Consider the following 14025-nt stretch of genomic DNA (forward strand, 5'->3'; position numbering starts at 1 on the left):
CGGAGGAATGACATGAACTATCTACAACGGCACCGGACCGCCAAGGGTCACGGGCAGGTCGCACCACGGCGGGTGGCCACGCCCTGGCTGGCCCTGCTGGCCGGTCCGCTGTCGTATGGGATCGCCGCGCCGGCCCTGCTGCTCGACGAGCTGGCGCGCGCGACGGGCACCGGGGAACGGGCCGCGGCGGCCGGCGTGACCGCCTTCGGCTGGGGGATCGCGTTGGGTACGCCACTGCTGGCGGCGCTACTGGCCCGCCGCGGCGTACGGACGGCCCTGACCGCCTCGGCCGCGCTGCTAGCCGCGGGGACGATCCTCCTCGTGCTGGTGCCGACACTGCCGGCGTTGGTGGCCGGCGCGGCGGTGCAGGCACTGGGATCCGCCGGCCTCAGCGTGACGGCCATGAAACTGGCCGATTCGCCTCGGCGGATGGGGGTGGTCGCCGCGTCGCTGGCGGTCGTGGGGGCCACCGGTCCGCTGACCGGTGCACTGGTAGCCGACCTCCTCTCGTGGCAGGCGGTGCTGGCGTTGCCCCTGCTGGCGGTGGCCGCCGTGCCTGCGGCCCGCCGCGACGCCACACCGCCGGACGGGGTGCCGGCGTCGTTCGATCCGCTCGGCATGGCTCTCCTTGCCATGCTGGTCACCGCGGCAGTTCTGACTCCGCACCGTCCGCTGGTGGCCGGCCCGGTCACCGTCGCGCTGCTGGCGTTGCTCGTGGTCCGGACGAACGTTAGCCCCGACGGCTTTCTGCCCGCCGCAGTGGCGCGCAACGGCCGGTTCCTCGCGGCGTGCGTGCTGGTCTTCACTGTCGGCCTGGTGAACTTCACCCTGCTCTACGCCGCACCGGATCTGCTGCGAGAGCACTCGGGTTGGGACAGCACCCGGAGCGGAGTCGTGCTGCTGGCGCCGTACCTGCTCGGCGGCCTCTGCTCGGGGTTCCTGATCGCGGCGTCCGTGCGGGTGCCACACCGCGTGACGGCCGCCGCATTGCTCGGCGGAGCCGTCGCGGCGCCGCTGCTAGCTGCGGTCGCCTCCGCCGTGCCGCTACTGCTGGTGGCAATGGCACTCGCGTCCCTTGCCGCCGCGACCGGCCAGGGCGTACTCGCCCTGCGAGCGACCGGCGTCGTGCCCGGCCCTCACAAGGCCGAAGCCCTGGGCCTGTTCAACCTTGCCTATCTGCTCAGTGTCGCGTTCGGTCCAGCGATCGCCGTGACGCTCTCGCATCAGACCGGCTGAGATCGAGCCGCGTCCGGCGCGGTGCCGGCAGGCCGCCACGACGAAGACCGCCTGCTGCCGAACCTCCGCCGCCATGGCGCCGTCCTCAGTTCTCCTCATCAGGCGTCGGGGACGCGAACGATCTTGCCCGTCGTTGCCCGCGCCTGTAGGGCTGCGTGCGCCGTGGCGGCCTGCGACAGGGGGAAAATCTGGAAGGCGGGCACCAGATGACCGGCGGCGGCCTCCGCAAGCGCGCGGGCCTCGTTGACGGGCGCGTCCTGGCCCTTCAACAGCAGGGCCAGTGCGTCGGTGAAACCCACGCCGCGCTCCTTCAGCTGTGCCTCCTCGGGACGGAACTCGTCCCGGGAGGCCGCGCCGATCGTGATGTAGCGCCCACCCTCGGCCCGCAGCCCGAAGGCGGCTCGCCCCTTGTCGCCCTCGACACCGTCCAGAACGACCGAGACGCTGCGTCCGCCCAGGGTGTCGCGGACGGTACCCGCCCAGTCCCGCAGGTTGTAGTCCACAGCGAGATTGGCGCCGAGCTCTCGCACTGCCGCCGTCTTGGCCGGTCCGCCTGCCGCACCGATGACCGTGGCGCCCAGGCGGCGCAGGACTGGCATCGACGCGGGAATCGCCGAACTCGTCGCTCTGCTGACCGGTCGGCAGGACAGCACCGCCGAGCAGGTCTGTGACCTCCTGCTCTCCCACTTCGGGAACACCACCGAAGACGACATCGTCCTGGCAGTCGTCCACGCCTGCCCCGACGACGGCGCACCATTGGTGATCGTGAATTCCTCCACCGGCCCCACGCCGGCCGGACCCGGCCGGTGAGTTAGGTCTATGGAACTGACGGTGTTCCCAGCCTGACTCGCCGGTTGTTGTTCCTGGTGAGGAGGCTGCCGTGATGACCACGACACAGAACGAAGTGACTGGACGGAAAGGCGGCTCAAGCCGTCGGCGGAGGCTACAGCACGCGAGCGTGACTCTCAGTCAGGATGCGATCGAGAAGACGACGAAGTTGGTCGAGTCTCTCGCTGAGGTGACGGCCGCAGTCGAGCGGGATCCAGTGTGCAAGTGGTGCGGTCAGGGCAGCGCGTACCCGGTCTCCTCCGCCAGCCGTCCCGCGCGCTTGTCGAGCCGCAGCGCCTCGGCTGCGTCCCCGGCCTCCTCCGCGGCGCGGGCGAGGATGCGGGACACCCGGATCTCGATCGGCTGGTAGCCCGAGCGGGCCGCGAGAGCCAATGCCGCCTGGCCATGCCGGCCGGCGGCCAGCGGGTCGTCGGCCGCCAGGGCCGCTGCGGCGAGGCCGGTCAGAGCGTTCGCCTCGCCCCAGCAGAAGCGGGTACGCCGCGCCAGATCGAGCGCCCGCCCGTGCTGCTCGGCCGCCTCGCTCAGCTGTCCCAACGCCAACAGCACCCGTCCCAGCGCGTCCACCGCCCACGCCTCGGTGCCTTCGTCGCCGATCTCCCTGGTCAGCGTCACCGCCCGCTCGGCGTCGACAAGAGCCTTCTCCGCCCGTCCGGTGTCACACCAGAGCACCGCCCGACCGGCGAGAGCGGTCGCTTCGCCGTAGCGGTAGCCGAGATCCTGGTTGGCGACGAGCGCACGGGCATAGAGGTCATCGGCGCGGGTTTGGTCGCCCCGATCCCGGCGCACATTCGCCAGATCCACCAGGAGCACCGCCACGTTGTAGTGCGCCCCGGCCCGTTCACCCCGCTCCAATGCCGCCGAAAATTGCGCTTCGGCCTCCACAAAGGCTCCAAGCTGCCAGTACGAGAACCCAAGGTTGGCCAGAGACATCGCTTGGCCGCCCTCGTTGCCCGACTGACGGCTGAGCGCCAGCGAGAGCTGGGCGCAGTGAATTGCGGCCCGCGGGTCACCCAGGCGCTGGTGGACCGCGCTGAGATTGTTGAGGATGCCGTTGCGGCCCTCCTCCCAGCAATCCGCTTCGGTGCAGAGCAGTCCGTCGAGCAGGTGTTGACGCGCCTCCTCGTACCGACCGCTGTTGACCTGCACCAACGCGATGCTCTGGTGCATCGCGGCCTGGGCCCGGGCATCGTTCTCTGCCTGCGCTGCGGCGAGTGCCGTCATCGAGGTGATCAGCCACTCATCCCGGCGACCCCGCTGGTGGTAGTAGGCGCGCATCGCGTCGGTGAGGTGCCAGGCGTACCGTCTGGGCCCGTGCAGGGCGGTCTGCTCCACCGCCGCGGTGAGGTTCGCCGACTCGGCGTCCAGCCAGGCTAGGGCCGCGTCGGTGTCGGTGAACGGGTCCGTGCTCAGCGGGCGTGGCAGCCGCACGAAGTGCGGAATGATTCGGCGGCCAGCGACGTCCGCAACGTTCAGGTAGTGGTCGAACAGCCGCTGCCGGGCGGCCTCCCGGGCGGCCTCGACCTCCTCCCCGGCAATGCGGTTCATGGCGTATTGGCGCAGCAGATCGTGGAATCGGTAGCGATCTCCGGGATGCCGCTCCAGTAGGTGCGCTGCGGCCAGCGCGCGCAGCCGTTGGGTGGCGGTGGCCGTCGGCACGTTGGCGAGCGCGCCCGCCGGGCCGGCGGTGATGCTCGGCCCGGGTACCAGACTGAGCCGGCGGAACATCTCCCGCAGCGATGCCGGTAACGCCCGGTAGGACAGGGCGAATGCCTTGGTCACTGCGCCCTCCTCGGCGCCATCAACGGTGAGTCCGCCCAGCAGGTCCCCGTCGGTCAGCTCGCGGACCAGCCCGGCCATGTCCGGTCCCCCCGGCGCCTGGAGGTTCGCCGCGGCGATGCGCAGTGCCAGCGGCAGGTGCCCGCAGAGCCGGGCCAACTCGGCCGCCGCGGTGGCCTCGGCCTGCACGACAGGCTCGCTGAGCAGCGTCGCCAGCAGCCGTATCGACGCCACTGGTGTGAGCACGTCGAGCGGGAGCGACCGCGCCCCGGCGCGCACCACCAACTCGCCGAGGCGGTGCCGACTGGTGACCAGCACCGTGCCCGAGGACGGGAGCAGCGGCAGCACCTGGTCGACGTCACGGGCGTTGTCCAGGACCAACAGCACGTCACGGTCGGCCAGCAGCGAGCGGAACAGTGCCGCCCGGGCGTCCAGGTCGTGCGGCACCGCTCTCGGGTCGATCCCGAGCGTGGTCAGCAGCTGAGTGAGCGCCGCCTGCGGCGCAACCGGGTCACGGTCGGCGTCGAAGCCCCGCAGGTCCAGGTACAGCTGCCCGTCGGGAAACGCCCCGCTGACCCGGTGCGCCCAGTACAGGGCGAGAGCTGTCTTGCCTACCCCGGCAGTGCCGCTGAGCACCCAGATTCGGATACCGTCAGCCGATTCGGTCAGCCCGGCGTCGAGCCGGGCCAACTCAAGGTCCCGGCCGGCGAGGTGCGGGATGTGGTGGGGCAGCCCCGCAGGGCGAGCCAGCGGGGAGCCCGCTCCCCCAGTTGGTCGGGCGGCCTCAGCGGACAACTCAAGGGTCGGGTCAGCACGGAGGATCAGCGCCTCAAGCGTGCGCAGGGCTGCACCCGGATCGAGGCCGTGTTCGTCGGCGAGACGATCGCGGACCTGCCGGTAGGTGGCCAGCGCGTGGTCCGCGCGGCCCTCCCGATACAGGGCGAGCATCAGCTGACCTACCAGCCTCTGCCTGCTGGGTTGCCAGGCCACCGGGTCGGTCAGCTCATCGACGACCTGCCGGGAACGGCCCTGCCGCAGCAGCACGTCGGCCCGATCCTCCACTGCTGTCCAGCGAGCCTCGCACAGACGCGCGCAGAGCAGGTGTCGCACCTGCTCGTCGGCCACGTCGGCGAGCGGTTCTCCGCGCCACAGAGCCAACGCCTTGTCGAACAGGTCCACCGCAGTGTGGTCGTCGACGGTACGGGCCTGCGCGACCAGCGCGGTGAACCGGTGGGCGTCGATCGCCAGTGGATCGACCCGGAGCAGGTAGCCGGGCTCGCGACCGATCAACTCGACCGGCGCTCCGGCCTGCCGCAGCGCGGCGCGCAGTCGCGAGATCAACGCTTGGACGGTGCCTCGGGCACTGCGCGGCGGTTCCTCACCCCACACCAGGTCGATCAGCCGGTCCACCGACACCAGCCGATCGGGCTCGAGCAGCAGCACCGCGAGGACCAGTCGGGGCTGACGCCCGCCGAGGTCTATCCGAGCGCCCTGCGCCCACGCCTCGACCGCGCCCAACACCCGGAACTCCATCGGCCTGTCCCCTCTCCGCGAGTACGCCGGTTCCCCTCTGGTGGTCTGCAAGCCGATTGCAAGGCTCCTGCATTCACTGTTGCGGATCATTACGCCTACTCCGGCCGGCGGTCAAACGTGCCGTCCGGCTTAGACGTGCGGCCGACGCCAGCCGCGCTCACCTCGAACGGGGACGGCGAGTACCTGAACTCACGCGGTCGGCAGCCTGCTGCGACCGACCGGTCCACGGGAAGGAATTTCGTGCTCGTGCGTCAACACATAGTCCGCGCCGGCTCGCTCGCGTTGGCGATGACCCTGGCCCTCACCGGCTGTGGTTTCGACAGGACCCACCAAACAGAGGGTGCCGCCAAGGATTCGAAGGACACGATCGGTGCCGCACCGTCTCAGCCCGAGCCGATCGGCGCCGCCATCGCGAGTCGTGACATTCAGATCAGCGAAAACGGCAACCTCTTTCCGGTCAGGGTGGAGTTATACCAGCTGCGGCGCGACGACGGGTTCGTCAATCTCAGCGTCCGATTGACCCGCACGGATGCCGTGGGCAGCCCGAACCGCTGGCAGATCGCGAGCGCCTTTCAAGGCGACACCATCTCGTTGGCCTTCTCGGGTGTGACGCTGATCGACCGGAAGAACCGCAAGCGGCACCTGGTGGCCCGGACGGGCGAACCGGACGCGAAACCCGGTCAGGTGAAGTACCTCGCTTCGTCCGACCTCCAGTCGGTATTCGTCCAGGCCGGTCAGTCGGTGGACCTGTACGCCATGTTCGGCGCCCCGCCGGATGATGTCACCGCCGTCGATGTTGTCGTTCCCCGCGTTCCGGTCTTCGAAAATGTCCCGCTCGGTTAGCCGGCAGGTGGCGCCGGTGGCGATCGCACTGGCCCTCCTGCTGGTCAGTGATCCGGCAGACGCCTGGTCCGCGCCGAGGTCCCCGGACATGGTTTTGCCCGGACCGACACGTGAGTTCGGCGATCAGGTGAGCAGCCCGATCCTCGACATCCATGCGCCGATCGAGGACGTCTTTCTGCGTACCGAGGACCTCGACGGCAACACCCGGGAGGCGGAGTCCGGTGGGCGCATCGAGCTGACCCTTTCGGCGGACGTGCTCTTCGCATTCGGCAAGGCCGATATTTCTCCGGCGGCTCGTCTCCAGCTGGCTGAGATCGCCACGCGACTCCGCGAGCAGGCCACCGGCACGGTCCAGATCTTCGGACACACCGACTCGGTGGGTAGCGACGGGGCCAACCTGGCGTTGTCCCGCCGGCGAGCTGAGGCGATTCGGGACGCTCTGGCTCCGCGACTCGTCGACAGCAAACTCACGTACGCGGTTGAGGGCTTCGGGGAGACGCGTCCCGTCGCGGCGAACACCGTAGCGGGCAAGGACAACCCGAGGGGCAGGGCCAGCAACCGTCGGGTCGAGATCCGTTTCGACAAATGATCGATTCCGGGGCCATTCCTGCCGCTGACCGAGTCAGGCAGAACCCGATGGACGATGCGCCGCAAACCCGCGTTGAACGCCTTCGCCATCACCTTCAGCGACCGCTTCCCGGCCGCTGAAACCTACTAACCAAGATCGCCGGAACCACCCTTAGCGAGACAGGCAAGTACTAAGTACTAAGGCTGTGGTCGCCGATCTGGCTGAGGCACTTGGGGTTACGGGGAGTTTGACCGACGCGATCGTGGGCGTCTCGTGCGTCTGGTCGCGAGCGGACGAGGTCGATACCGCCGTCCTCACGCTCGCCGCCGAGCATTGCCTGGGGTTTACGAACCGGACTAAAGCGTCGTAAGCCAGAACGCATCGGGGCATACAGTGCTCCCTACGCTCTCGTCGAAGCGCTTTCCGACGATGCCGGACCCGACGCGGTTCCGCTGCCACTGCGACTGAGGCGCTGCGGCTGAACGATCGTGCCGTACGGCTGGCCGAGGAGATCGGGTACGCGTTGCCGTGCGGATCGGCTCCGGATCCGCGCCGGGCGCACCGATCCTGACGACGAGGAGTGCGAGGAAACCGGCTCGGTCCGACTGAAACCGCATGTCTCACTGCTGATTGGCCGGTCGTCTGCTTCTCCCGCAGGGCGCTGCAGGCCGTTTGCAAGCGCGTTACAAGCGTTGGTCGGAAGGGTGTGACGAACAGGAGCATTGCGGCCGGAAGGGGCAGGTGGGCGCTCCGGTGCAGCTCGGGCGGTCCGGTGCGGGGCAGCCTCGAACGACCACGCCGCACCCGACCGTACCGGCCATTGGAATACCCACAGATAGGAAAAAACTATGAGGAAAGTAACGGCCAAGCGGCTAACAGCAGCAGGCGGGGCACTCGCACTCGCCCTCTACGGCAGCCTTGCTGTCGCGGCACCGGCATCTGCGACGGTCGCAGCCGTTCCGAGCGCAACGGCGGTCGAGACGGAAATCGGGACCATGGCAGGGTGCACGGCCTGGACGCCGCACCTCAGGCGAGTCATCGTCGCTAAGGCCGCCGTGCACAGCAGTTATTCGGGGTCGTCCTCGGTGATAGCCACGTGGAAGTTCAGGCAGCTTTTCCGTGTCGACAAGCGGTGCGTGAACAGTGCCGGAAACCTGTGGTGGCACTCGGACTGCTGCGCCGGCGTCAAGGGCTACATCTGGAACGATTACACAGAGGTGGCCGAATGGAACTAGGCCGCGTTTCATAGCGGGTGCTGGCGGTCGACCTTGATTAGGGTTGCGGCGTGTCGGTGATTGATGCGCAGTGAGGTCTCCGGTAGATGGTTCAGCGACCAAGCAGAACCTGAAACCGGAGACCTCGTGGCCACCACACCGGTCACGAGGCGGCGCAGCGCACACCGTGGGCAAATCATTTGTGTCCGAGGGGGGACTTGAACCCCCACACCCTATACGGGTACTAGCACCTCAAGCTAGCGCGTCTGCCATTCCGCCACCCGGACCTACACGTTCAGCCTACCTTGCCGACCAGATGATCTTTCATCCGGTGGTCAGCACAGCGGGCCGCACGGGGAGTTACTGTACACGGCACTCGTGGATCATGCACATCGCCTTCCGGCGCCTCTCCCCTGGCGCTTCCGCCGCTGCTCAAGCCGCCCAGAACGGCCGCACCGACACACCGTCGGGGCGTGTCCGGGTAGCGTCCGGCGGCCCTGTGACGGCAGCATTGCCACGTGTCCCATCCCTCCCCCCTGGCAGGCGCCCAGCACCGAGCCCTCGCTCTGCGCGCCGCGGGCGACCTCAGCGCCGCCCGGCAACTGCTCGCGGAGGTCGTCGAATCCGCTCCCCCGCCGTACGGTGACGACCATCCCGAGGTGCTGCACACCGCGCACCTGCTGGCACGGCTGCACCGGGAGGGGGACGATCCGCTCGCCGCCCGCCGGGTGTTGGAGGAGGCGTTCGCGGCGGGCGAGCGGCGCTGGCAGCACTCCGACCCGCTGATGCTCGCCCTCGCCTTCGAACTCGCCGAGGTGGCCGAGGAGCTCGGCAACCGGCACGAGGCCCGCCGCAACTACACCCGCGTCGCCACCGCCGGGCCCGCCGCGCTGGGGGAGAACCACCCGGCGGTACGCGCAGCCCGCGACTACCTCGGCCCACCCCCGCCGCCCCCGGGCGAGCAGCACCCCGCGCCGACGCCTGATGCTGTCTCGGCCGCCCCGGTGACCGAGCCGGGCGCCCGGTCGGCGCTGTCCGGCCCGACCCTGTCGCTGGCGACCCTCGCCGCGATGCGGCCCTCCGCCGACGGCCCGCCGCCCGCCGTCTCACAGTGGGCGCCGCAACCGCCGGCCGCACCCCAACAAACCCCTCCGGCGGTACGCGCACCCGCCACACCCCCGTCGCCCGGCCACGCCACCCCGGCACCGGTGCCAGCCCCTCGGGCGACGCCCGTTCAGCCGGCATCTCCGTCGACGCCGGCCGAGCAGCGGTCAGCAGACCGAGCGCCGTCCGGGCCGACCGTGGCACCACGCCAACGAGTGGGCGGTCACGCGACCCCGCCGGTGGCGGACGTGCCACCCCCGGCGTCGACCCCAACCGTCCCGAACCCAACCGCCCCGGCGTCGACGACCCCGCCGGCGACACCGACGGTGCCGGCACCTCGCTGGGACAACCCCACCATCCGGGTACGCCAGATCGAGCCGCTGCTCGCCGAGGAAGCCGCCCGAGCCGCCGCCCGGCCAACCTCGCCGAGCGAATCGCACAACGTGTCCGGCGCCGAGGCGACATCATCAGGCAGCCCCTCCCCGACCGTCGGCCAACCAGGGCCGGCGTACCCGGTGAGCGAACCACCTGCCCAGCCCATCAGCGCACCGCCGGTGACCCCGTCTCCGATCTCCGCGCCCCCCAGCCAGCCGTACCCGGTCTCGGGACCGCCGGCCCACCCATACCCTGTCTCCGCACCGCCCGGCTACGGCCCACCCGTGTCCGCAGCACCCGGTCACACCTACCCGGTCTCCGCACCGCCCGGCTACGCCCAACCAGTGTCCGGACCCCCCGGGCACACCTATCCGGTGTCCGCACCACCCGGCTACGCCCAACCAGTGTCCGCACCACCCGGGCACGCCCAACCCGTGTCCGCACCACCCGGCTACGGCCCACCCGTATCCGCTCCACCCGGGCACACCTACCCCGTGTCCGCGCCGCCCGGTTTCGGGCCGCCCGTCTCCGCGCCTCCGGTGAGCGCACCACCCGTACCGCCCTGGGGGTTGACCGCGCCGCCCTGGAGCAGCAGCGCCCCACCGCAGCCCCTGCCAACTCCAGGTGCCGACTCCCCCACCCAGAGCACTACGGCTGCGCAGACAGTCACCACCGGGCAGGCCCCGGTGGTTGGGCAGACCATGATGGACGCGGGCGGTACCGGCGCGGACGTCGACTCTGGCCTGGGCATCCTCGACGCCCCGGTGACGCCGACTCAGCGGGTTCCTGGTGCGCTGTCCGACCAGACCGTGGTGTTGCCGTCCGTACCGTCGCAGCGCGGCCCGGCCGGGGTGGACACCAGTCCGGGCTGGCCCGCCGCCGCACAGGCGAACCCCGCCGCCGCACAGGCGAACCTCACGGCCGCCCAACCGCATCCCACCGCCGCGCCAACTCACCGAGAAGGCACCCAGGCGAACCCGGGCATCGCTGAGGCAGGCCCCATCGCCGCGCAGCCGAGCCCCGCTGCGCAGCCGGCTTGGCCCCCGTCCGTCGGCGCCGACCCGGCGCTGGCACCGCCAGCCGCACCGCCGCCGGTTCAGCAGTACCACCACCAGCCGCCCCAGACGCCGTACCCGGCACAGGACCAGCACCAGCACCAGACGCCGTACCCGGGTCAGCAGTACCACCCGGTTCCGGACGCGTACCGGCCGGCGTACGCCGATGACAGTGGGTCGACGGGCCGCAACCGGGCGGCGCTGGTCGGCGCGGTCGTGGCGGCCGGGGTGGCCGTCGTGGCGGTGGCGGGCCTGGGTGTGGTGATGCTGACCCGCGACGATCCGCCGCCGACCGGTACCGCGCCGACGGCGGCGGCACCGACGGCGGCTGGGCTTCCGCCGGGCGATCTCAAGCTGCGGGACGATTCGACCACTATCACGTTGACCTGGACGGACCCGACCGGCGGCGCGGTGCCGTTCATGGTCGCCGCGGGTCGGGCCGGGCAGGCCCTGGGCGTGATGGCCACCGTGGACCCGGGCCGGACCAGCTACACGGTCAACGGGTTGAACTCCCGAGTGGATCACTGTTTCACCGTGTTGGCGGTCTACTCCACTGACAGCTTTGCGACTTCCGGACAGGTTTGCACCGCGCGGGAGCGCGGAGCCACGTCGAGCGGGGAGCCCTCCGGCCGGGCGTCGCCGCGCTGAGTCGCGCCGAAACCGCGCCGAGTCGAGCGGGAACCGGGCTGAGCTGGACGTCCACAACGCACACTCTCGGTATCCACAGGGGTGACGGTGCGGGTTCCCCCGCCACCACCAGCGCCATATGATGGCACCCGGCTCAGGGGAGGGGTCGCCGGAAGGCGCGCCACCTGCCACGACTCAGGGGAGGCAGCCGGCTGTGGCCAGCATCGACGACGCCGTACAGTCCGAGGCCCCCCGCTCCCGGTCCCGGCTGCGCGGAGGGCTGGTGACCGTCGGCACGGTGGCGGCGCTGTTGGCCGCCATGGGGCTGACCGTCCTCGGGTTGGGCGCGGCGGACAACGCGGTGGCCAACTACGACGCGAGTTCCTGGCTGTGGAGCACGGCGCGCAGCGAGCTGGCCCGGGTCAACGGGGTCACCGCCCGGGTGGACACCCGCACGGAGATCCCGGGTGCCCGGCAGCATCGGATGCAGATCACCCAGACCGACCGGCTGCTGATCCTGCGGGACCTTCAGAGCGGGCAGGTCAGTTCCCTGGATCTGGCCACCCTCCAGCTCAGCGCGACCACCCGGACCACCCCCGGCCTGGGCGTCAGTGTGGCCCTGCACGAGGACGCGGCGTTCGTCGTCGACGCCGTGCAGGGCATCGTCCGGCAGCTCGACCCGCGATCGTTGACCCCGGTCGGCGAGCCGGTGCGCTATCCGCCGGGCATCACGGGCGGCACCTTCGACGGTAAGGGTCGACTCTGGATCGCGGTGCCCAGCCAGGGCACGGTCTCGGCGATCACCGCGGCCAAGCTGCCGTCCGCGCCGGCGACAGCCAGCGCCGGGCTCAGCCCGCAGCGGGTCGAGTCGTACGACGTCGCCGACGCCAGCCACGAGCTGGTGGTCTCCACCCTGGACGACGGGGTGGCGGTGCTCGACCGGACTGCCGGAAAGCTGGTGCGGGTGCAGCGCGGGGAGGTGCACCCGACGGCGCTGACGCTGTCCGGCCCGGCGGCGCTGCCCGCGCGCACCAGCGGCCCACGGGTGCCGGTCACGGTGACCGCCGACCGGCGGGTGCTGCTGGTGGGTGACGGTGGGCAGGAGAGCGCGTTCACCGTGCCGGGTGAGGGGGACCGGCTCAGCCCGGCGGTGGCCTGGGCGAACCGGGTCTACTGCGCCGACGAGGCCACCGGCACCATCTACTCCTTCGACGCGGCGGGCCAGCTGGTCGAGACCATCCGTGGGCGGGCCAACGGGCCGCTGGAGCTGGAGGTCCGGGAGAACCACCTGTTCATCAACTCCCCCGACTCGGCGACCGCCCGGGTGGTGGACGACAAGCACCAGGTGCGCGAGGTCAACAAGTACGCCAACGACGTGCTCGGCGGTGACCCGCCGCCGGTTCCCCCGCCGCCGCCTCCGCCGAAGAAGCCGCGGGTGGGCAAGCCGAGCGCGCCGCGCAGCGTCACCGCCGCCGCCGGCAACGCCCAGGCGCGGGTGAGTTGGCGCCCGGCCGCCGCCAACGGCGCAGAGATCATCAAGTACGTGGTGCAGGGCGCCGGGCAACGCCTGGAGGTGGGCGCGAACCAGCGGGCGGTGGAGGTCAAGGGTCTGACCAACGGCGAGACGTACCGGTTCGCTGTGCACGCCGTCAACGCCAAGGGCGACGGCCCGCCGCGCAACAGCAACCCGGTGACGCCGACGGCGGCGGTGCCCGACCCACCCGCGAGCGTCACGGCGCAGGAACGGCCGGACGGCACGGTGCTCGTCAAGTGGCCGGCGGCGAACGGGCAGGGCAACACCATCGCGAGGTACGCGGTGACGGCCAGTTCGGCGGGGACGAACGCGCCGGCCGGTGAGTCGACCAGGACGGAGCTGGTGGTGCCCGCCGGTGACCTGGAGTTCGGCACCCAGTACGCGTTCACGGTGGTGGCGGTCAACAGCAAGGGCGCCGGGTCGGCGGCGTCGCCGGTCAGCAACACAGTGGTGCCGTTCGCGGCGCCCGGTCGGCCGCTCGACCTGCGCGCCGGCACGGTAGCCAACCAGCCGGGCGCGGTGACGGTGCAGTGGGCGCCGGCCGAGGCCAACGGTCGGCCGGTGACGAAGTACCTGGTGGACGTCGGTGGGCGGGTCAGCGAGGTGACCGACACCCGCACGACCGTCACCGGGCTGGGCAACGGCCAGAACGTCACGGTGAAGGTGAAGGCGGTCAACGAGGCGGGGCCGGGCCCGGAGGCCACCGCCACCGCCCGCACGGTGGCCGAGCCACGGGTCACGGTGACCGGGTCGTCGTCGACGGCCACCGGGGCGACTGTCACGTTCACAGTGGACGCCGGTGGCGGTCAGGCCACCTGCACGCTGACCACGACTGGCGAACCGGCGAAGGCCGGGGCGTGCTCCAGCATCACGATGACGGGCCTGACGCCGGGCACCACCTACACGTTCACGGTGACCGCGAGCAACGCCGCCGGCAAGGGCACCGCGAAGAAGGCGCAGGCCACCCAGGCGCTGTTCGGCATCGCGACCTGCAACAACGGACCAGACGGTGACCAACGGACCTATTGCGACAAGGAAGTTGACGGCCGCAACGGCAACGAGGTCTTCAAGGTCACCCGGCAGGACAACGACCAGCAGGCCGGCTGGGCGAAACCCGGCACCCGGCTGAAGGCGTACTGCAAGAAGTCGGGCGAGAACGTCGACTCGTGGATCTACAACAACCAGAAGCAGAGCAACTGGTGGGTGCAGGTCGAGTTCAAGGGGAAGAACTACATCCCCTGGGCCTGGCTCAACCTGGAGGGCGGCGATGACATCAAGGTCCTGCCCACCTGCTGAACCACCAGGCGAGGA

Annotated in this window: 6 protein-coding genes, 1 tRNA gene and 1 pseudogene; 5 read left to right on the forward strand and 3 right to left on the reverse strand. The window is 70.8% G+C overall.

The window, feature by feature from the left end:
• The first annotated feature begins 12 nt into the window (after positions 1 to 12).
• Positions 13 to 1236, forward strand: coding sequence for an MFS transporter (locus ABZU43_RS22160; protein ID WP_355008377.1), 1224 nt, complete (start codon positions 13 to 15; stop codon positions 1234 to 1236).
• A gap of 98 nt (positions 1237 to 1334) precedes the next feature.
• On the opposite strand, the gene ABZU43_RS22165 is transcribed toward ABZU43_RS22160, so the two are convergent.
• Together ABZU43_RS22165 and ABZU43_RS22170 are read right to left on the reverse strand one after the other, a co-directional pair.
• Complete coding sequence (locus tag ABZU43_RS22165; protein WP_355008378.1) at positions 1335 to 2015, reverse strand: zinc-binding dehydrogenase; 681 nt, start codon at positions 2013 to 2015, stop codon at positions 1335 to 1337.
• A 283-nt stretch (positions 2016 to 2298) separates the two neighbouring features.
• Entirely contained in the window at positions 2299 to 5394 is a 3096-nt protein-coding gene (locus tag ABZU43_RS22170) for a BTAD domain-containing putative transcriptional regulator (protein WP_355008379.1), read from the reverse strand.
• Positions 5395 to 5634: 240 nt separating this feature from the next.
• Between ABZU43_RS22170 and ABZU43_RS22175 the strand changes: the two genes are divergently transcribed.
• Together ABZU43_RS22175 and ABZU43_RS22180 are read left to right on the forward strand one after the other, a co-directional pair.
• Positions 5635 to 6237: a hypothetical protein gene (locus ABZU43_RS22175; RefSeq protein WP_355008380.1), complete on the forward strand. Its 603-nt coding sequence runs from the start codon at positions 5635 to 5637 to the stop codon at positions 6235 to 6237.
• 16 nt (positions 6238 to 6253) lie between these two features.
• Complete coding sequence (locus tag ABZU43_RS22180; protein ID WP_355008381.1) at positions 6254 to 6826, forward strand: OmpA family protein; 573 nt, start codon at positions 6254 to 6256, stop codon at positions 6824 to 6826.
• Positions 6827 to 8222: 1396 nt separating this feature from the next.
• Here ABZU43_RS22180 and ABZU43_RS22185 read toward each other — a convergent pair.
• A tRNA-Leu gene (locus ABZU43_RS22185) sits at positions 8223 to 8306 on the reverse strand.
• A 249-nt stretch (positions 8307 to 8555) separates the two neighbouring features.
• Between ABZU43_RS22185 and ABZU43_RS22190 the strand changes: the two are divergent.
• Positions 8556 to 8954 (forward strand): annotated as a pseudogene (locus tag ABZU43_RS22190) (tetratricopeptide repeat protein); the annotation flags it as partial.
• A gap of 2440 nt (positions 8955 to 11394) precedes the next feature.
• On the forward strand, positions 11395 to 14010 hold the full coding sequence (locus tag ABZU43_RS22195) for a fibronectin type III domain-containing protein (protein WP_355008382.1): 2616 nt from the start codon (positions 11395 to 11397) through the stop codon (positions 14008 to 14010).
• Positions 14011 to 14025 lie beyond the last annotated feature (15 nt).

Origin of the sequence: Micromonospora sp. NPDC005205, assembly GCF_040608275.1 — a bacterium.
In the GTDB taxonomy this organism is placed as follows: Bacteria; Actinomycetota; Actinomycetes; order Mycobacteriales; family Micromonosporaceae; genus Micromonospora.

What these genes read in the sequence shown, in the direction of transcription:
- ABZU43_RS22160 (WP_355008377.1), top strand. Translation starts at nt 13, where the DNA reads ATGAACTATCTACAACGGCACCGGACCGCCAAGGGTCACGGGCAGGTC.
- ABZU43_RS22170 (WP_355008379.1), bottom strand. Translation starts at nt 5,394, where the DNA reads ATGGAGTTCCGGGTGTTGGGCGCGGTCGAGGCGTGGGCGCAGGGCGCT.